Source organism: Methanoculleus chikugoensis, from assembly GCF_900095385.1.
Classification (GTDB): domain Archaea; phylum Halobacteriota; class Methanomicrobia; order Methanomicrobiales; family Methanoculleaceae; genus Methanoculleus; species Methanoculleus chikugoensis_A.
Genome location: NZ_FMID01000065.1, coordinates 1 through 18,751, shown reverse-complemented (window position 1 = coordinate 18,751; position 18,751 = coordinate 1). Strand labels below are relative to the sequence as shown.

23 protein-coding genes are annotated in these 18,751 nt (G+C 62.3%); 10 read left to right on the top strand and 13 right to left on the bottom strand.

All coding sequences use genetic code 11. From position 1 onward, the window contains the following. Positions 1–213: 213 nt before the first annotated feature. The gene (locus tag L21_RS13120) at positions 214–1,734 is read right to left on the bottom strand and encodes a transglutaminase-like domain-containing protein (RefSeq protein ID WP_074370899.1); all 1,521 of its coding nucleotides are present in this window, start codon (positions 1,732–1,734) and stop codon (positions 214–216) included. Between the two features lie 378 nt (positions 1,735–2,112). Between L21_RS13120 and L21_RS13115 the strand changes: the two genes are divergently transcribed. Together L21_RS13115 and L21_RS13110 are read left to right on the top strand one after the other, a co-directional pair. Then, a complete protein-coding gene (locus L21_RS13115) occupies positions 2,113–2,724 on the top strand; it encodes a hypothetical protein (RefSeq protein WP_256713219.1) in 612 nt (203 codons plus the stop codon). 159 nt (positions 2,725–2,883) lie between these two features. After that, entirely contained in the window at positions 2,884–3,801 is a 918-nt protein-coding gene (locus L21_RS13110) for a PhzF family phenazine biosynthesis protein (protein ID WP_074370897.1), read from the top strand. On the opposite strand, the gene L21_RS13105 is transcribed toward L21_RS13110, so the two are convergent. The 3 genes from L21_RS13105 to L21_RS14510 form a co-directional block, all read right to left on the bottom strand. Next, on the bottom strand, positions 3,770–4,636 hold the full coding sequence (locus L21_RS13105; protein WP_083609066.1) for a PhzF family phenazine biosynthesis protein: 867 nt from the start codon (positions 4,634–4,636) through the stop codon (positions 3,770–3,772). The two genes, L21_RS13110 and L21_RS13105, sit on opposite strands and share 32 nt — an antisense overlap. An 85-nt stretch (positions 4,637–4,721) precedes the next feature. Further along, entirely contained in the window at positions 4,722–6,305 is a 1,584-nt protein-coding gene (locus L21_RS13100) for a sodium:solute symporter family protein (protein WP_074370895.1), read from the bottom strand. After that, positions 6,295–6,423, bottom strand: a complete 129-nt coding sequence (locus L21_RS14510; RefSeq protein ID WP_256713218.1) for a symporter small accessory protein — start codon at positions 6,421–6,423, stop codon at positions 6,295–6,297. The genes L21_RS13100 and L21_RS14510 overlap by 11 nt, the downstream gene beginning before the upstream one ends. Before the next feature lie 400 nt (positions 6,424–6,823). Between L21_RS14510 and L21_RS13095 the strand changes: the two genes are divergently transcribed. From L21_RS13095 to L21_RS14330, 6 genes are all read left to right on the top strand, one after another. Continuing rightward, positions 6,824–7,783: a nucleoside recognition protein gene (locus L21_RS13095; RefSeq protein WP_074370894.1), complete on the top strand. Its 960-nt coding sequence runs from the start codon at positions 6,824–6,826 to the stop codon at positions 7,781–7,783. Between the two features lie 186 nt (positions 7,784–7,969). Continuing rightward, on the top strand, positions 7,970–8,461 hold the full coding sequence (locus L21_RS13090) for an SRPBCC family protein (protein ID WP_083609064.1): 492 nt from the start codon (positions 7,970–7,972) through the stop codon (positions 8,459–8,461). A 171-nt stretch (positions 8,462–8,632) separates the two neighbouring features. Next, positions 8,633–9,133: an SRPBCC family protein gene (locus L21_RS13085; RefSeq protein WP_074370892.1), complete on the top strand. Its 501-nt coding sequence runs from the start codon at positions 8,633–8,635 to the stop codon at positions 9,131–9,133. Between the two features lie 43 nt (positions 9,134–9,176). Then, entirely contained in the window at positions 9,177–10,145 is a 969-nt protein-coding gene (locus tag L21_RS13080; RefSeq protein ID WP_074370891.1) for an alpha/beta fold hydrolase, read from the top strand. A gap of 19 nt (positions 10,146–10,164) precedes the next feature. Continuing rightward, the gene (locus L21_RS13075) at positions 10,165–10,827 is read left to right on the top strand and encodes a CPBP family intramembrane glutamic endopeptidase (protein ID WP_218600651.1); all 663 of its coding nucleotides are present in this window, start codon (positions 10,165–10,167) and stop codon (positions 10,825–10,827) included. Then, positions 10,824–10,961 carry a hypothetical protein gene (locus tag L21_RS14330; protein WP_218600650.1) on the top strand — a complete coding sequence of 46 codons (138 nt, stop codon included), beginning with the start codon at positions 10,824–10,826 and terminating at the stop codon, positions 10,959–10,961. The genes L21_RS13075 and L21_RS14330 overlap by 4 nt, the downstream gene beginning before the upstream one ends. Positions 10,962–11,260: 299 nt before the next feature. Here L21_RS14330 and L21_RS13070 read toward each other — a convergent pair whose 3' ends face one another. Next, positions 11,261–12,094 (bottom strand): SDR family oxidoreductase, encoded by an 834-nt coding sequence (locus tag L21_RS13070; protein ID WP_074370890.1) that lies wholly within the window; start codon positions 12,092–12,094, stop codon positions 11,261–11,263. A 14-nt stretch (positions 12,095–12,108) separates the two neighbouring features. Beyond that, a complete protein-coding gene (locus L21_RS13065) occupies positions 12,109–12,903 on the bottom strand; it encodes an acetoacetate decarboxylase family protein (RefSeq protein ID WP_074370915.1) in 795 nt (264 codons plus the stop codon). 319 nt (positions 12,904–13,222) lie between these two features. On the opposite strand from L21_RS13065, the gene L21_RS13060 reads away from it, so the two are divergent. After that, positions 13,223–13,855: a hypothetical protein gene (locus tag L21_RS13060; protein ID WP_074370889.1), complete on the top strand. Its 633-nt coding sequence runs from the start codon at positions 13,223–13,225 to the stop codon at positions 13,853–13,855. After that, on the top strand, positions 13,852–14,457 hold the full coding sequence (locus L21_RS13055) for a hypothetical protein (protein WP_074370888.1): 606 nt from the start codon (positions 13,852–13,854) through the stop codon (positions 14,455–14,457). The genes L21_RS13060 and L21_RS13055 overlap by 4 nt, the downstream gene beginning before the upstream one ends. Before the next feature lie 250 nt (positions 14,458–14,707). Here L21_RS13055 and L21_RS13050 read toward each other — a convergent pair whose 3' ends face one another. The 7 genes from L21_RS13050 to L21_RS14325 form a co-directional block, all read right to left on the bottom strand. Continuing rightward, positions 14,708–15,016 (bottom strand): hypothetical protein, encoded by a 309-nt coding sequence (locus tag L21_RS13050; RefSeq protein ID WP_074370887.1) that lies wholly within the window; start codon positions 15,014–15,016, stop codon positions 14,708–14,710. A gap of 323 nt (positions 15,017–15,339) precedes the next feature. Further along, positions 15,340–15,819, bottom strand: a complete 480-nt coding sequence (locus L21_RS13040) for a GNAT family N-acetyltransferase (protein ID WP_074370885.1) — start codon at positions 15,817–15,819, stop codon at positions 15,340–15,342. A gap of 60 nt (positions 15,820–15,879) precedes the next feature. Beyond that, positions 15,880–16,467: a class I SAM-dependent methyltransferase gene (locus L21_RS13035; RefSeq protein ID WP_074370884.1), complete on the bottom strand. Its 588-nt coding sequence runs from the start codon at positions 16,465–16,467 to the stop codon at positions 15,880–15,882. A gap of 146 nt (positions 16,468–16,613) precedes the next feature. Next, on the bottom strand, positions 16,614–16,790 hold the full coding sequence (locus L21_RS14260) for a hypothetical protein (protein WP_178377735.1): 177 nt from the start codon (positions 16,788–16,790) through the stop codon (positions 16,614–16,616). A gap of 67 nt (positions 16,791–16,857) precedes the next feature. Further along, complete coding sequence (locus L21_RS13030) at positions 16,858–17,250, bottom strand: VOC family protein (RefSeq protein ID WP_074370883.1); 393 nt, start codon at positions 17,248–17,250, stop codon at positions 16,858–16,860. Between the two features lie 149 nt (positions 17,251–17,399). Beyond that, the gene (locus L21_RS13025; protein WP_074370882.1) at positions 17,400–18,050 is read right to left on the bottom strand and encodes a B3/B4 domain-containing protein; all 651 of its coding nucleotides are present in this window, start codon (positions 18,048–18,050) and stop codon (positions 17,400–17,402) included. 447 nt (positions 18,051–18,497) lie between these two features. Then, the coding region (locus L21_RS14325) for a hypothetical protein (RefSeq protein ID WP_218600649.1) at positions 18,498–18,751 on the bottom strand (254 nt) is incomplete at its 5' end.

Genomic DNA, 18,751 nt, shown 5'->3' with positions numbered 1-18,751 from the left:
GAGCCGAATCCATATATATCTGGCGAGCCGCCACAATCGATAGATATATGTTCTGTAATTACAACTACCAAAACTTACGCCGTTAATTAAATTCTGCACAAATAATGGACATACTGCGCGAAAATACCTGCATCGCCCCGGCCGGCCTGCTGCAGACCGGCAGGGAGCCGGGACGGCTCCCGCATCCGTACGAAAAAAAACGAGTGGATCGTCTCACTCGACAGCCGTAAGACTGATCCCGAAACACCCCATGCAGAGGAGATCGATGTCGTAGTCTGCCGTATCGGAGGCGATCGCCGCGGTCTGCCGGACGATCCTGATGAGGGCAGCGTCGTCGGGCAGGGCCGGGTCCATCGGGGCGTCGACGTTCACCTGGATGACGAGGCGTGCCGAGTCGAGGTTCGCGGCATAATAATCCTTGAACACCGTCCGCTTCTCCCCGGGGAGGACGACCCGGTCAGCCGCCTCGGCAACCGTCACGTCGTTCGGGACCCAGCCGTAGCCGGGCAGGTAATACTCCGCCCAGAAATGGGGTCCGGGCGTCTCAGCCATGATCATCTGGTAGCCGCCGAGGGCGCGGGCGGGGATCCCGAGCGACCGGCAGAGCGCGGCGAAGAGCATGCTCTGGGTGCCGCAGTCGCCGTGGCCGGTCTCGAACATATGGGTCGACTCGGCGACCTTCGGCTCGCGGGCATCGAGCGAGGCGTGCGGGACGTGGCTGTAGGGGTAGGTCTCGATGATGTGGTAGTAGATCATCTGCGCCTGGAGGTGCGGATTCGTCTCGTTCCCGACGATCTCCCGCGCCTTCTCCCGGACCGCGTCCGTGATCTCGATGTTTCTCTCGGACTTCGTGTAGAGCAGGTATTCGGGGTCGCTCGTGTTGTACTCCCCGACCAGTGCCGGGTCGATATCCTCGAATATCTGCTCGTAGGAGGTGAACGCAATATCCGCTGTGATGATGAGGTCGCCGTTGACCGCCCCGGCCGGGACTTCATAGTAGACGTAGCCGATATCTCCGGTGGTGACCGGGCCGGCGACGATGTAGTCGGGGCACGAGAGGTTCGTGACGGTGACGTTCCTCTGCGCGTCCGTCTCGACCGGGAGCGGGAACCAGATCTTCAGGATTCCCGTCGACGGGAGCCCCTCGAACGGGATCTCGAGCCGCTCGACGCCCGCGTAACGGACCGGGTTCACGTACGGCCCGATCCCTTCGGGCTGATCCTCTGCCCAGGCGTACCGGGCGATGTAGTCGAAGTCCACAACACCCGCGGTCTGCTTCTGCATCACGTCGGGGTGTGCGTAGAGGTAGTTGCCGGCGACGTCGGAGAAGTAGAGCGTCTCGTTCTCCGAGACAAGTTTCTGTGCGCGGTTCTCCAGCCAGTCAGCTATCGCCGCATCGGTGATCCCGGGAACCCTCTCCCGCAACGCCGCCTCTGCGGCCGCACGGTCGAACGGGTACTCCATATACGTCCGGTTCGCCCGGAAGATGGCATTCCTCGCCGTCAGCGCCTTATCCGTATCGCCGGCACCGGTGTAGAGGGCGTAGGCCTCGGCAAATCGTTCTTCGGCGACCCGGTAGTTGGCGGCTCCATACTCGGCGAGCCCCCGGGCGTAGGCCTCGTCGGCCGGTGCAACAGGCTCGTTCTTCTCTTCCGTTGCGGCGGTGCATCCGGCTGCAGCGATGAGGAGCAGGACGGAGGCAACCAGGAGAGCGGTGATCGCACGATATCTCATAGTAGAGAGAAGATGCGGAACAATTAAAAATCTTTTTATTCCAGTGGGGCTTTCTTCGCCGGCTATCGGAGATTTGCCACAGTTTGCAGCGCGATGCCCGGGAATTTCGGAAATCGCGGAGCCTTGCCTTATTTACCGGAAACCGGAACGCAGCCCTCTCCTCCGGTGTGCTTCATCTCATCGGATGTGCCCTTATTGGACAGAGGAACCACAGACTTTTTGTAAATCCCGTTTAACTCACGATTCTGCCGATAAAAGAGGGAAAGATATATCTATCAGAAGATAATCTATTAACTGAAAACGGAGGCTTTTATGCAGAGCGCTGTACGCAATTTTCTGATCTTTTCTCTCATCGCCTGCTTCCTTATTGTCCTTCCTGTGAGTGCTCAGCCACCCATAGGCGGGGACAACGGATGGTATGCGGTCAACTGTAACGTGAACGGAGCCGACGTCTACTTCGACGACGAATACAAGGGCACGATCGAGGCCGGCGTGCTGTATGTCCCGGTCTACACCACCGGCGCACCCTACCAGACGTTCCGTGTCGAAAAAGACGGATACGCGACCCACTACGGGGACGTAACCTCGGTTCCGGGTAAAGGAGAGGTCTTCGACCTCTACGCGACCCTCAACCCCGCCGCACCGCCCGCACCGATCGGAGGAGACGTCGGGTGGTACGCCGTCCACGTCAACGTCGACGGGGCAACCGTCCAGTTCGACAACGAGGTCAAAGGCACCACCAGCCAGGGAGTCCTCACCGTGCAGGTCTACACGACCGGAACGCCGTATAAGACCTACACCGTGACGAAGGAAGGGTATCTTCCCTACACGGCGACCATCGACCAGTACCCCGCCAGGGGTGAGACCGTCGACCTCAACGTGAACCTGAGCTCCGCGCCCCCCACGCAGAAGGCGCCCCTCGCTCCGGCCCTTGCCGGCGTCGCCCTGCTGATCGCCGGGCTGGTGCTGGTTGCCGCGAGAAAGAACTAACCCTCTTTCTTTTGTGAACCCTGCCCGGATGATCGCCGCCCCGGGAATTGCTGGATGTTATTGCCTGATACTGCCCTGAACAGACGGCAAACTCTTTCCCTTTCGGAGGAGTACAATCGCTCGATAGCCGGAACTGCCGGCACATCAAGGGATGAACTCATGAAACGCTACCGGTTCAAGAAGATCGACGCCTTTGCAGCCGCCGGGTCGTCAGGAAACCCCGCGGGGTACGTCCGCCTCTCCCCGGGGGAGCAGATCGCCGACCGCGATATGCAGCAGATCGCCCGCGAACTGAAGGGTTTCGTCTCGGAAGCGGGCTTTCTGTGCGACGGCACGCCGGGCGAGTGCGACCTCTCGATACGCTACTTCTCCTGCGAGCGGGAGGTCGAGTTCTGCGGCCACGCGACGATAGCCATCATGGACGATGTAGTGCGTAGCGACGACCGGTTCAGGAACCGCGAGAGCCTCCTCCTCCGGACGAACAAAGGTGTCGTCACCGTCCTGAACCGGACGGGCGAGGACGGCATGGTCTACATCCGGGCCCCCGACCCGGAGTTCTCCGACGCACGCCCCGACACCAGAGAGACCGCCGCCGCGCTCGCACTCGACGTCCGGGAGATCGATCCCGCGATACCCCCCGGCGTCGTGAACGCCGGCCTTGATACCCTGCTCGTCCCTCTCGCCTCGCTCGACGCCTGCATCCGGTGCTCTCCGGACTACGCGACGCTCCGTGCGTTCGCGCTTGCCCATGCCGTCGACGTGGTCGTCATCTACACCCGCGAGACGGCGTTTCCAGGGCACGACCTGCACAGCCGGGTCTTCGCCCCGACGTTCGGGTACCTGGAAGACCCGGCGACCGGTTCAGGGAACGCCGCCCTCGGAAACTTCCTCATCCGGCAGAACCTCTGGACAAACCGGACGCTCGTCATCGAGCAGGGGCCGGATCGGGAGAACCCGAACATCGTCCGCCTGCTCCGCCCCAAAGACGGAGGGCTCATGTTCGGCGGGCGGGGGCAGGTGCGGATCGACGGGGAATACGTCCTCTCTACAGGAGATTCCCCCGGGCAACCGGAATGACCCTGCCGCCGACCTGCACCGTAATAGATTCCCCGTGCCGCTCCGCCCTGCAACGGATCAGGGACGGGCGGTGTATCTCGCAGCCCTGCTCCACGCGGATATCAAGCGAGTTGCCCGGAAAGTAGCCGTGCCGGAGGAGGTAGCCGGCAAGGCACCCGTTCGCGCTGCCGGTCGCCGGATCCTCCGGGACGCCGAAGTGGTCGGCAAACATACGTGCGTTGAACGTGTTCTCCGGCCGGTAGGGTTCCGGGCAGAAGATGAAGACGGCTTTTGCCGCCGTCGTGCTGATCAGTTCTTCGTAGGCGTCGCGGTCGATCGCCGCCCGCCGTACGGATTCAAGGCTCTTCACCGGGACGATGATGAACGGAAGCCCCGTGGAGACCTCCTCGACCGGGAAGCGGGGATCGATCGCGGTTTCCGGGAGAGAGAGGACGCCCGCGAGCGTATCCGGGGAGAACTCCCGGGTGAAGACCGGCGGGTTCTGCCGCATCCAGGCGATACCGTCGGGGGCAAACGAGACCGGGATCTCTCCTGCCGCGAGGTTCAGCCGGACTTCGGGGACGGGCTCCTGCAGGACTTCCTCCCGGATCACATGGGCCGTGCCGAGCGTCGGGTGCCCGGCGAAGGGAACCTCATGCTCCGGCGTGAAGATGCGCACGTCATAGGCAAGGTCTTCTCCCCCGCCCGACCGGACGAACGCGGTCTCAGAGAGGTGCATTTCACGGGCGATCGCCTGCATGGCCGTATCGGAGAGCGCTCCGGCGTCCAGCACCACGGCGAGCGGGTTGCCGGAGTACCTCCTCTCCGCAAAGACATCGACGATGTAGTAACGCATGGTCATGGCGCCTTTCAGCAGATCGTCCGTTCTGCCGGAGGATAACGCTTGCGAATCCGGATGCGGAAAAAACAGGATGGAGCCGTCAGGCCGCCCCGGCCGACTCCTCCGAATCTGCAGCCACCTCGTGGCGGTCGAGTACGCACCCGACCAGCAGCGCGGCCGTCGAGAGGGGGAGGGCGATGACGAGCGGATCCACGTCCTGCCACGGGGCGGAGAGAACCGCCGGCACCCCGAAGAGGAGGTTGGAGAGTCCGAGGGCCGCCGACTCCTTGACGTGGACGAAGGCCGTCCACGCGAACCAGGCCACCGTTCCGGTGACGAGACTCATCTTTGCCGCCCGGAGGGACGGCCTGCTGCTGTACATGGCATGGGCATAGGCAGGCAGGAACGCCGATGCACAGAGACCCATGAACATCGCCGTCGCCCGGGCAATGATGCTGCCGGGCATGACGAAGGCGAGGATGACGCTTATGACGATCATGACGACAGTCGCGATTCGGATCGGCCGCATCGTCGCCTTCCCCGTTCCGGCGCGCCGCACGACGTCGAACCCGAGCGACGTTCCCATGACGTGGAAGAGGGAACTGAGCGTGGACATCGCTGCTGCAAGGAGCGCCAGCATGAAGATGACGATGAAGAGGTCCGGCATCGACGCGTTGATGAAGTTCGGGATGATCGTGTCGACGTTGCCGTCGGTCGCCGCCGCGAGAGCGATCAAGCCATCCGTCTGGTAGAAGTAGACGTTCGTGAGCGCCCCGACCGTGAAGGCGACCCCGGTCATCATCAGGATGAACGGCCCGCCGACGAGGACCGCACGGTTCAGCGCCCGGCTGTCTTTGACGGTCATGAACCGGACGACCAGCTGGGGCTGCGCCAGCACCCCGATGCCCACCCCGAGAACGAGCGTCGTCACCATGGTGAGCCAGATCGACGACCCGGGCGCCGGCATGGACGCCCACCCGGTCATCCCCCCGGCAACGAGCGCATCCGGGACGAGGTTCGACATCCCGGCAAGGGCGGTATGCGCCTCGATGACGCCCCCGAGCTGGATGTAGGTGAGCACGAGGAGGATGGTCATCCCGACGAGCATGATCCCTCCCTGCAGCGCATCGGTGTACATGACGGCGATGAGCCCGCCGAGCACCACGTAGAGAGCGACGATCGCGGCGAACGCGATGAGCGCGGTGGTGTAGGGGATCTGCAGCGTGCTCGTGATGAACTGGGCGCCGCCGATCAGGATCGCCGCCGTGTAGAGCGGCATCCCGACGACGATGACGAGCCCTGCGGCGTACTGCATGAACGACGACCCGTAGCACTTCCCCATCAAGTCGGGGAAGGTCACGGCGCGGAGTTTATGCCCGATCCTGCGCGTCCGTTTCCCGAAGAAGACGAACGCGATGAAGATCCCGAGCCCGATGTTGAGGACGGTCAGCCAGATCATCCCCATCCCAAGCTGCGCCGCAACCCCGCCGAACCCGATGATGGCGGAGGTGCTGATGAAGGTCGCGCCGTAGGAGAGGGCGAGCACCACGGGATGGATCTTCCGCCCGGCGACCATGTAATCGTCGTCCTCTTTCGTCCGGCGGTAGCCGAGATAGCCGAGGCCGATGATGAGGACGAGGTATACAAGCGTCATTGCGACGAAGAGCCCCGTATCAACTGCCATCCTGCTCTCCCTCCACGCCGTTGTTCCAGTTCAACAGGCCGTACACTAAGCATGCGAGCGTGAAACCGAGCGCAAGCAGATATCCAACCCAGATCGCGGGATCAGGAATGCCGAACATAACAAACCACCTGGCGGTAACGGGAAAACCGTTACATTACACGGGAACTCAGCAGAAGGGCCGGTTCCCTATCTAAAGAAGAATGCGTTCTGCGCAAACGTGCACCGCACGTTCGGACAGTTCTGCACTGGCGTGCAACAGGACTCTACATGGTTGCCAAGCATCGAGTACCTAAACAGCATCCAGATTCATTGTATTTAAATCATCCGATCCTGCTGCCGGAGAGGCGGAGGGAGATCGCACCACTGCCGGATTATTAGCACCTGAGAGCCTCAATTCCGATACCGGCCGGAATAGCAGCGGCATCCTCCACCCGCGGCCATCCAGAACGGTGATATCTCCGGACGGCGTACCGGATGTTGTTTCGGGGCGGGACGAACACCGTAAGGCGGGGCGGGTCATGGACGGCACGACGGATATCGTTTCAGCGGCACTGGGCCTCTCGTTCGAACTCCTGGTTCGGACGGTTCCGATCGTCGTCGCTGGCGTCCTGATCGCCGAAGTCCTGATTGCTCTCAAAATCACCGACAGGATAGCAAGCGTCGCCTACCCGGTCACGACGTTCTCCCACCTCCCCCGCGAGTGCGGGGCGAGTTTTCTCCTGGCGTTCGTCTCGCCGCAGGCGGCCGACGCGATGCTCGTCGACTACCACCGCAGGGGGATGATCGGGAGGGGCGAGCTCGTCGTCGCGGCGCTCATCAACTCCTTTCCGTCCGTCGTGATGCACTGGCGCTACCTCATCCCGGTCTACGTGCCGCTGCTCGGGGTCTTCGGCCTGATCTACTTCGGCATCCTGATGGGGATCGGGTTCCTCAAGACCGGGATCGTCATGGCGGCCGGGAGGGTGTTCCTTCCCGGGGTTCCCGCGTCCGGGCCGCCGGAGAAGTCTTCCGGGCCGACCCCGTCCGTCCGCGAGGCTCTGCGGGCATCTCTTAAACCGACCGCGAAGACCCTCCGCCGCATCCTCGGGATCATGATCCCGACGATCGTCGTCGTGGCGTTCCTGGTCGAGGCGGGCGTCTTCGACGCCGTCGCGGTGTACCTGGAGGGCGCGAGCCGGCTCTTCCCCATACCGCCCGAGGGGCTCGCCATCGTCGCCGCGAAGTTCGGGTCGTACGTCGCCGCGGCAAGCCTTGCGTCCGGGCTGCTCGCGGCGGGGGATATGACGGGCAGGGATATCGTCATCACGCTGCTCGTGGCGAACCTGCTCACCAGCGTCGTCACCTATCTGCGATGGCTCGGGTCGTTCTACGCCGCGATCTTCGGGCCGAGGCTGGGTGCCGAGATCATGATCCTCTCCGTCGTCCTCCAGGACGGCCTTTTGCTGGTAACGATCTTCCTGCTGGCCTGGTTCTGGTAAGAGGGAGAGCACGCCTCCGGATGGGAGCCTCCGCCCGCACCCGGGGCATGCCGCGGAAGTGCCGCGTCCCGGAGGGTATTCCGGTTTTGCCGGCTTCGTCATTGTTTTCACCGGCGTATCCGTGACGGGAAAGTTTATCATAGAGAAGGGATGAAGCCCGGGAACCATCGGAGGGAGAACGATACAATGGCAGAAACAAATCTCATCGCTGAACCGGGAAAACAGGATATCGTCATCTCGCGGGAGTTCGATGCCCCGCAGGACCTTGTGTTCAGGGCATGCACGGACCCGGAGCTGGTATCGCAGTGGTGGGGGCCAAAGGGCGTCACGACCACGGTCGAGAAGATGGACACGAGGCCCGGCGGGACGTGGCGTGCCGTCCAGCGCGATGCCGAGGGAAACGAGTACGCGTTCCACGGCGTATACCACGAGGTTACGCCCGGGCGGATCGTCGACACCTTCGAGTACGATGCCATGCCGGGCCATGTCCTGCTCGAGACGGAGACGCTCGAAGACCTTGGCGGCGGGAGGACGAGGCTGACCGACCACCTGATCTTCCAGTCGGTCGAGGACCGCGACGGGATGCTCCAGGCGGGATCGCAGGAAGAGATGATCGAGCCCCTGGAACGGCTTGCCGGACTCCTGCAGTCGTTGAAACAGGCGGCGCCGGCACGTTAAGTGCGGATCAGCCGGCTTCAACCCGACGTTTTTTCATGCAAGGGTCCTGCCGCGGGCCTCTGATACCGGGTGGCCGCCCGGGGAGGGGACCTCCGGCAACTCCGTCAGGGGTATTGCCGATGGGTTAATAACCGCCGGACCGTTATAGGGCACGCCAGAGGTGAATGCGTTATGGCAGAAGCAGAACAGATCAGGTCGGAACTCCTCGTCGAACGCGTTTTTGACGCTCCGCGCGAACTCGTCTGGAAGGCATGGACGGAGCCCGGGTGCGTAAAGCGCTGGTGGGGGCCGAAAGGCTTCACCGCACCGGTCATCGAGATCGATCTCCGCGTGGGAGCGAGGTACCTGTACGGCATGCGGTCGCCCGAGGGCCGGGACTTCTGGAGCACGGGCGTTTACCGGGAGATCGCCCCGATGGAACGGATCGTCGCCACCGATTCGTTCGCGGACGCGGAGGGCAACGTGGTCCCGGCCTCGGACTACGGGATGACCGGAGACTGGCCGCTGGAACTGGTGGCGACGGTGACGCTCGAGGACGGCGACGGCGGGACAAAACTGACCATACGGGAGGCCGGCATTCCGGCGGGCGAGATGCGGGATATGGCCGAGGCGGGGTGGAACGAGTCCCTCGACAAGCTTGCAGAACTCCTGAAGGAACTCTCGCGGGGATAACCCGGCGCCTGAAGACCCGGCGTGGCCGGCAGCGGTTATGCCTATGGCCGACGTCCTGTTCGTCCTCATTCTGCTCGGTATCGCCGTCGTTGGGGCGGCGGTCGCGGTGCGCTACCGGCGTGATATGCGTGCCGGCCGGGAGCGTATCGAGAGGTCGGGGAGCCGGGTGGTCCGGACGGATTACGGGAGCATCGCGTACGCCCGGGCGGGAGAGGGCTACCCGGTGCTGGTCGTCCACGGCAACGCGGGCGGGTTCGACCAGGGCCTGCTGCTCGCCGATTGGACCATCGGCCCGGGGTTTCAGGTCATCGCACCCTCGAGGTTCGGCTATCCCGGCTCGCCGATGCCGCCGGACCCGAGCGTCGCCATGCAGGCGGATGCCTACGCCTCCCTGCTGGACGCCCTCGCGATCGAGCAGGCAGCCGTCGTCGGCTACTCGGCGGGCTCCGCATCGGCGATCCAGTTCGCCGTCCGCCACCCGGAGCGTCTCTCGGCGCTCGTCCTCGTCGAGCCCGTCGCCCCGGGAAAGGGGCCGGTCATGCCGAAACCCATATTTACCGTCTTCTTCAAGAGCGACTTCATCTACTGGGCAACGATCACCTTTTTCCAGCCGATCATCGGAGGACCATGGGCCGGCGTGCCCCCGGGAAAGCGGCTCACCCCGAAAGATAAGGCCGACGTCAGGATGCTGCTCTCAAGCCTCCTCCCCGTCAGCGCCCGGGTCGACGGAAGTGCTTTCGACATCTACGTCTCAACCCCCGGACTGCTCAACGCCACGGAGAGCGACTACCCGTTCGGCAGGATCGGGACGCCTGCGCTGGTGGTCAGCGCCGTGGACGATCCGCTGGCTCTCCACGAGAATGCACGCGCCCTTGTGGAGAAGATCCCGAACGCCCGCCTCCAGGCCGTGCCCGGCGGCGGCCATATGCTTCTCGGGCACCACGAAGAGGTCCGGCAGGGGATCATGGAGTTCCTGCGGAGCACCGTGGCATCGCCGCCGCAGCCCCGCTAAAACAAAAGGAAAATTGGACATGGCAGAGAACGTGCTGGAAACCGGAGAATGCGTGAGCAACCGGCGGTCGCCCCCGGCGTTCTTCCTCCTCACCGTTCTCCTCTCCGTCCCGTTCCTCCTCTTCGCCGGAACACCGCTCCCGGGGCCGGCGAACCTTCCCGTGAGTGCCTTCATGATCGTCTGCCCGGGCCTGGCGGCCGCGATCCTGGTCTTTCGGGAGGAAGGGGGCGGCGGTGTCGTGCGGCTGGTCGGACGGGTCGCTGACTACCGGAAGGTCGGAGCCGTCTGGTACCTTCCGATCCTCTTCCTGATGCCCGCGATCATGCTCTTCTCCTACGGCGTCATGCTTCTTTCCGGCCGGCCGCTCCCCGCCGACCCTTTCGTCCCGTATCTCACGATCCCGGTCTTCGTCCTCCTCTTCTTCATCGCCGCCGCATTCGAGGAGGTGGGCTGGACGGGATACGCCACCGACCCCCTGCAGGAGCGGTGGAGCGCTCTTTCCGCCGCACTCATCATCGGGACGGTCTGGGCGATCTGGCACTTCATCCCCTGGATCCTGCAGAACAGCCCGGTCTGGGCGGCGGGGCAGGCCCTCTCGACGGTCGCGCTCCGGGTCCTGATCGTCTGGCTCTACAACAACACCAGGGAAGCGTCTTTGCCGCGACCCTCTTCCACGGCATGACGAACGCTAGCCAGTTCTCGTTCCCGAACTACGGTTCCCACTACGACCCGGTCGTCACCGGGGCGATCGCGGTAGCGGTCGCGGCCGTGGTGGTGGCCGTCTGGGGGCCGTCGACGCTCGCCCGCCGGTCCTGACAGCACGGGTGTACTACAACGGCAGCAGACACCTTTCGTCCGTGCGACGGAACGACCCCGGGCGGAACGAGCCGGGAGACCCTGCCGTCCTCCGGGAGGCCCGCGACGAAAAGCCGTCCGGTCCCGTCGCCGGGAGATGCAAGCGCGACGGGGCTGGTGAATCCACCGGCGCACCGGGTCGAGGGGCGCGCTTTCCGGAGCGATCGCTCCGGGGATATTCTGATCGATGAGCCCGCCTCAGGGTGAGGGATCGAGCGGCAGCACTTAACGAGTACCCGGGCCCGGGCAAAAAGAGAGGATCAGAAGTATGTCCCGCCCTTCTCGAAGGCTTCCCGCCGCTCGCGTGCCATCTGCGATAGCCGCTCCTCCACTTCCGGAGCGCCGAGGATATACCCCTTCCAGAGGTCGGTGTAGGGTTCTTCGGGCACGACGATGATCCCCTTATGCTCCGCGACCCGGTCAAGGATGAGCGCCGCCGCCTTATCGGCGGGATACGCATCGTCGGGGATCCGGAGTTCGCCGCGGGCCTGTCCGTCGATACCCTTGTTGAAGATCGGGGTGGCGATGTTCGCCGGGCAGATCGTCGAGAAGTAGAGCCCCTTATCCGCAAACTCGTACTTCAGGCACTCGGTGAGGCCGGTGACGCCGTACTTCGTCAGGGAGTAGAGCGCCTGGAACGGAGGCGGAACGATGCCCGCTATCGAACTGGTGTTCACGACATGCCCGAACCCCTGTTTGAGCATGATCGGCACGGCGGCATGGACGCCGTAGACGACGCTCCAGATGTTGGTATCGATGATCGCCTTCCAGTCGTCGAGGGTGGCCATCTCAAACGGGATGGTTCCCCCGACGCCTGCGTTGTTGAAGAGGAGATCCAGCCTGCCCGCCTCCGCCGCCGTATCCTCGATGCCCTTCTGCACCTCTTCCTGCTTCGTCACGTCCATGACGAGCAGGCGCACCCGATCCCCGTAGGCGGCGAGCTGCCCCGCGGCCGCGGCGACCTTCTCCCGGCTGCGGCCGGCCATGTAGACGGTTGCTCCCCGCTTCAGGAGTTCTTCGCTGATCGCATACCCGATCCCGGAGTTCGCACCGGTAACGATGCAGACCTTGCCCGTATAATAATCAGAATCCATAATCCTCGCCTCGCTTACTCAATCACCCTTGCGCCCATCGCGCGAAGGATGGCTCTTCCCTCGACCATTACCGCCTGCGTCACCCGTTTTATCGGCAGGGCCGCGAGGCTGTTGACGATGTAGTACTGGGCCGGACTCTGCATCGGGGTCAGTTCGGTCCATCTCAGGCTGCCTTTGCCGACCTCTGCCGTCTCCACCTCCATGCCCTGGGGGTAGAGGACGAACTGGGAGAGGTCCGCTCCCGGAGCCCCCACCTTCGGGATGTATCGCCACCCGAGGGTGTTCATGGAGAGGAACTGCGACTTCAGGGCATCCAGGTCCCGTCCTGTTACCGATCCTGTTGCCTCGAAATTCATGTTGAGGAAGGTGTTCCCCTCGTAGCTGACGGTCGTGGCGTAGTGGGGCCGGACGATATGCAGGTCTTCGATATCCGCATAGATCTTCGGGATGCCGGTCTGTTCCCGCCCGCCGAGGATGGGAGCGGTCTTGTTCTCCCAGACCACCAGCGTGTAGGCGCCGTCGAGTTCGTCCTTCTTCCCGTGGAACCGGACCGGCGCCGCCACGTTGATCAGGTTGTACTGGCCGCCGTGCATCCAGTTGATCTCGGTGAATTTGTTGAACGCGACCTGCACCTCGGGTGCCAGGAGTTCGAACCCCTCCGGGATGTATCGCTCAAGAAGGTCTCTTTCGGTCTCGAAACTGATGACGAGACCGGTTGCCCTCTGCGTGACCAGCGTCTCCGGGTCGAACTTTCCCCCTCCGAAGTGAACCGGCATCAAGTAGGTAAAATCGTCCTGTGGTCGGAACATACTGTTCTCCAATCTGCTTCATGTCATCCCATAAGGCTTATACCTTTTGAATATCACCTCTCCTGCACTGTATTCCAAAAATCCTCACTTTAAACCCCGTTTTTCCAACCAGAGGCAATTTCCGCGATCCGCGACAACGTCGTCAGATCAGCGCCGTAATCCGGCAACGATATCGAGAACGGGCTCCGATCATGGTGCGACAGAGCCAGCCGGCGTCGGAATGCAAACGTATAAATAAATCGATAATTCAGATCAGAGTATTTACTCTATCGACGGTAATTATCCGTCGGTCTCCGGATAGAACCGGGGAGATGCCATTATGGGATATGCCAGCCATCCGGAAGAGAAGAGCGATCCAGTCGCGAGAGCGGAGTCCGATCTCTCCCTCGAGGTCGTCATCCTGCTCGTCTTCGGGGTATTCATGCTCCTCTTCGGCCTGCTTCTCTTCAGGATTCATACGGGCGAACTCCCCTATGCCCCGGACAGCACCTACGGGCTTTTTCTCGTTATCGTCTCGTTTCAGATCGTCACGATGGGGAAGACCCCGTTCGGCGATCTCCGGCGTTCGTGGGCGGTCATAGTGCTCGGGGTATGCACGGCGGTTATCGGGATGGCCGCCTGCTTCATCCCCGGACTGCTGGCCGAACCGGTTCGCATCCTCGTCGGAATACTCCTCTCTGCCGGGGGGGCCGCTCTTCTCGCGCAGTTGTTCTTCTCCGAAGATAAGGCCCGGCTGTGGCTGAAGATCCCCGGAATACTCCGGCACCTGACGGTCGCCTGCATCATTGTATACGTGGTATCGATCGTTCTCGGCCTCGTCACGCTCCTTCCCGGCATCACGACCGACTCCGTGACCGCGGTTCTCCTCATCGTCTACGGCGTCGGCTTCTTCTACCTCGCCTGGTGCATCCAGAAGGCCAACCGGCTGTATCCACCGGAGGGAACACAGTGACAGCGAACGGCTCCCCTGCAACCGGCAGCACCGGCCTGTTCAGGGAAGCCTCCCTCCCCCTCTCGATTGCCCTGGTCATCCCGGTCGCCGTCCTCCTGGTTCTCCTCGGGCTGCTGCTCTTCCCGGTGAACCTGGGGTTGATCCCGTTCTCCCCGGACGGTCAGCTCGGCCTGCTGCTCGTCATCATGGCCATCCAGATGCTGGCCCTGGGAGAGACACCGATGGGCCAGTACAGGCGCTCACGGCTCCTGATCGTCATCGGGATCGTCTTCGCCGCTATGGGGATCTTCTCCTGCATCGTTCCGGGCATCCTGACCGACGTGATCCGGCAGCTCCTTGCGATCCTGAACATCGCCGGCGGAGCGATACTGCTCGGGAAACGGTTCCTCCCGATGCTGCAGGGTGCCGCCGAACCGGCTCCTCTCCCGCCCATCCTCAAACGGCTCCTGGTCACCCTGACGGTCTTAAACGTCGTGGCGATCGCGTTCGGTATCAGCATGCTGCTGCCGGGCCTCGTTCCGGGCATGCTCATTGCGGGAATCGTCGTGATCAACGGCCTGCTCCTCTTCCTCCTGGCATCCATTCTCGTAACGATCGGTTAGTCCGCGGTCACGGCACCCCCTTCCCCTGCAGACCGCCGTTTCCCGCCGCGGTGCAGGTCCGGGTGCCGGCTTCACGCTCCCGGTGTGCATGCCGGTGACCGAAAGAGAAGGAGAACAGGTGTTGCCGGGCACGAGACCTACCGGCGAGGCTCTTTCCGACGTTTACCGGATGCAGACCCGCCTTGCGCATCTCCGGCGGCTGAAGCACCAGGACGTCCTCTCCGTGCCCCGGAAGAACGCACCCCTCAGGTCATCCCGGCCCTCTCTCGCCCTCCATCCTCTTCGCCTTCATCTCCTTCGCCCTGCCGACGAGGTACTCCAGTTCCACGAGTTCCCCGGCAGTCCCGCAGGCGCCCCTGCTGCACGCCTCGTCGTGCAGCCTCCAGCACTCCTGCTCGATGCGGTTGAGGTCCTCCATCGAATGGAGGTGGTATCGGGCGAGGATATCCCCGTGTTCGCGGACGAACGCGGCGATCTCCGCGAGAAGGGCCATTCGGTCCGCCTTCGGCGCCGGCGATCCCGCCGTACATCGGCCTGCCCCGGACGTGGTGCGCTCCATAGTACGCCCTCACCCCGCGAGGAGTTAGCCTTTCCGGAAACGACGGGAACCTGCTTCACGGGGAGGGACGCAGGTCGGAGCCGGTCATTGTCCGCGAGAAGCGACTCTGCACGCACCCGGAAACGGTGAAAGCCACTCCCTGCACCTGGATCCTAAAGAGATCCGGGACAACGGGTGCGAACGACTCTTCCGGCCCGGTCTCTCGATCCACGGCGAGCGCCGGGATGCCGCCGGGCGGCAACCGGCGGAAGAGTGAGTATCTTTCGGCATATCAGGATACGAAGGAACCGGGACATGGCACCCAGGCCCCCGGAACACGCGGCCTACCGGCCTGCGTCCAGGGTCTTCGCCATCGCGTAGTAGTCCAGCCTTTTCCCGTTCCCGACGGGGACGTAATCCTCGCATTCCGTCGCGTATCCCAGCCGGTCATAGAACCGCTTCGACGGCAGCGAGGCGGAGAGATCGACTCTTCGTATCCCGCGGCGGAGCGCCTCGCTCTCCAGAGCATGCATCAGGAGGGCGCCGTACCCCCTGCGCTGGCGGGAGGGGTGCACGAAGACCCGTTTGATCGTCGTGCCGAGCAGGGTTCCGGTGCCGGCGATCCGGCCGCCGGGCTCAATGACGAAGGTGCAGCCCCGGTCTGCATCCGCTAAGATCTGCTCCACGGTATGGTATTCAAGAAAGTAATCTATCGCTTCCCGCGGGTAGCTTTCCGCGTACGAAACCTCTATCGTCCCGGTGACGAGCCTGCTCACGTCCTCGATGTCCCCGGAGCGGAACCTCCGGAGCGGAATATCCTCCATGATCCTCACGAGGGGGATAGCGCTTCTCGCGGGATAATCGTTCCGGGGCAGCCGTTCACGTCATTCCCCCGACCGGGTTATCGACGCGAGCCAGGCATGGTGTCCTTCGGGCTGGATGCTGTTCTCGAAGATCGCCGGCCGGATGTAGTTGATGTGCCAACCGTCGCGGAAGGTCTCCCGTATCTCCCGCTCTCTGATCCTCCTCGGGAGCGGGTAGTCGCCAGGGTTTTGGTCGCCAAAACAGAGCATGAAGTATCTCCCGCCGGGTGCGAGAACGGTCGCGAGGCTCATTGCGAAGAACGGCCGGTCTTCGTCGGAGAGGACATGGAAGAAACCGGAGTCGATGACGGTATCGAATTTTCTGTTGAGCCCAACGAGATCCAGCGCGTCCCGGACGAGAAAACGCGCCGCGAGTCCCCTTGCGGCGGCCTTCTCCTCGGCTTTCCCGATCGCAAGAGCTGCGGTGTCGATCCCGAGCACCTCATGCCCTTCCTCTGCAAAAAAGAGAACATGGTCCCCCGTTCCGCATCCCACGTCCAGGACGGAGCCGACAACCTCTCCCGCCCGGGCGAGTTCGACGAACGCCTTCTGGGGCCGGCCGATCTCCCAGGGGGGCGTGCCCAGGTAGGCCGAGTCGAAGATGTCCATACGTGATATTGATCGGGAACGACTTAACCGGTTCTGCAGGGTTCAAAAGGGTGGTAACCTGAATAACAATTCCGGGTGCACGATTCATGCAGAACCGGCCGCAGCCGGAGGCGCGGATCTCACGGTCCATCGCAACCGGGGGAACATTACTCCTTCTCCTCAACCCCGGGAAATTTCGGGCATCCGGTGACGCAGAGGCTGCATCGGATCGTTGCCGTCCGGGCGACGAGCGGCGCAAGCGGGGCAATACTCCTGAGCAGTAACTGCCGCCGGAGCAGCCACTTCACGGCCGGGATGACCGGGGACGGCACCCACGCACGCACGGTCCGGCACCGGAACGCGTCGACACCGACCGGTCAGGTAGGAGCGGGCCGCCTCCAATAGAATAGGTTATTTTTGCAGCGTCTGGATCTGGATGAGATTGCCGCAGGTGTCGTCGAAGACGGCTATGGTCACCTGGTCGACAACTTCCGTCGGCTCCAGCGTGAACTCCACACCCTGCGCTTTCAGTCTCTCGTATTCGGCATGGGTGTCTTCAACACCAAACGACGCGGCGGGGATCTCCTGTTCGAATATTCCTCTCTGGTACGCCTGCACTACCGGATTGTCGTTTTGTTCAAGCAGGAGTTCGGTCCCGTTCCGGTCGTCGGGGGAGACGACGGTAATCCACCGGTAGCCTTCGGCAGAGACGTCGCTCTTCTTTACAAAGCCGAGCGTCCCGGTGTAGAACTTCAGAGCCCTCTCCTGGTCGTCGACGAATACCCTGGTTAGTATGATCTTCATGGTCGTCCATATCCGGAGAACTATATGCCTGTTTCGGCAACCGGCTGGTCTGGATCACGCTTCAGAGGAGCAGTGCGGGAGACAGGTTTATGGCCTGCAGTAAAACAGCCCAAGATACAGGGAGAGCGCAGGCCCGCTCATTCTCAACATCACCGGATGCCGAAAGCGTGTTCCCGCAGGTATGCGACGACCAGTTCGTATGCCGAATGGACCTTCTCCCGCTCAACCCCCGGCACGCCGCATGCCACGATGTGAACCATCGTTGTGGCGAGGGTAATCTTTGTTGCATCCGAGTCGCGGTACGGGTAGACAGCGACGATCGCGTCTTCATCTGTCAGGATAACCTGGTTCTTATGGAGCATGACGGGCGCTGCCATCCCGATGCCGAGGAATTCTTCACCCTCTTCTGCAAACCGCATAGCGAGCGCCCCGCCCAGGGTATCGGCATCAAAAGCGGCAATGGGTATACCCGTGCGAATTGAGGCCAGGTTATAGGCATCCACCGCGGTGTTGATCGCCGGGAGCGTCTTCCCGGCCAGGATCCTTCTCACCAGCGCTTCCGAGGCGGGCCGCGTTTTGGTCGGATCGACGCCGACCCTCCAGAAGAAGTCCCTGTATGCCCTGAACAGGGGTTCATCTTTGACCTGCTCAAGCGTATACCGTTCTCTTACCAGGCGAACGACCTCGTCGCTCAGGGCATTCAGGGCCGGACTCTTCTCCTGGATCGAGAGCGGCCCGACATCGCCTTCTGCAACTGAGAGGCCGGGGAAGGCGGCAAGAATCTCCTTATGAATCTGCATGGCTCGTACCGTTCCTGCTGGATTGATGGAGCATCTCCATGCTGCCCTGAGGGATGAACCATTCCGGCGATGGAGATGCTCGCGTCAACGTTTCTTTCTGCCTTCAACCGTATTGACCTTTTTTGAATCCGGGAATGATCGGATATCCAATGTGTAACAGAAAAAGCCCTCGTTCGTCGTGCGGATCGGAGAAGAGGGGTCTGGTGACCGGCAGCGGTTATTCTCTACCGACCGCTACGTAGATTGCTGAGGGCCGTGACGGCGGAATCGAGACATTTCTCCTCCCCTATCTCCTCGCCCTGCTCTTTGCCACTGAAAGAAAGCGTATTCGGAAGCGCATCTACATCACCCGTCTCCCGAAAGTCCACGAGTCCTCGTACTTTGATTTCCCTAAATGCTGTGAAATTCCCGTGGTGAAGGGGTTTAAGATTGAATTAGTCAAGGATGTTAAGGCAAGCGTCTCCGATCTTCATCCGCTTTACTTAGAATTAATAATATAAGCGGTGCCAAAAATGCGAAAATAATCTCCCTTGGTTGTGTTGGAGCAATAAGCAAAAAGTAGGCGACTATTAAACAGATTACGGATCCAGAAAGAATAATCGTCGAAGCATACTGCTCGGGCCAAGGCATTTTCACATAATTATTTATATCAATAGAGTATTGAAGATCCCCGCTTTCTACATCAATATTGATTGCACTCT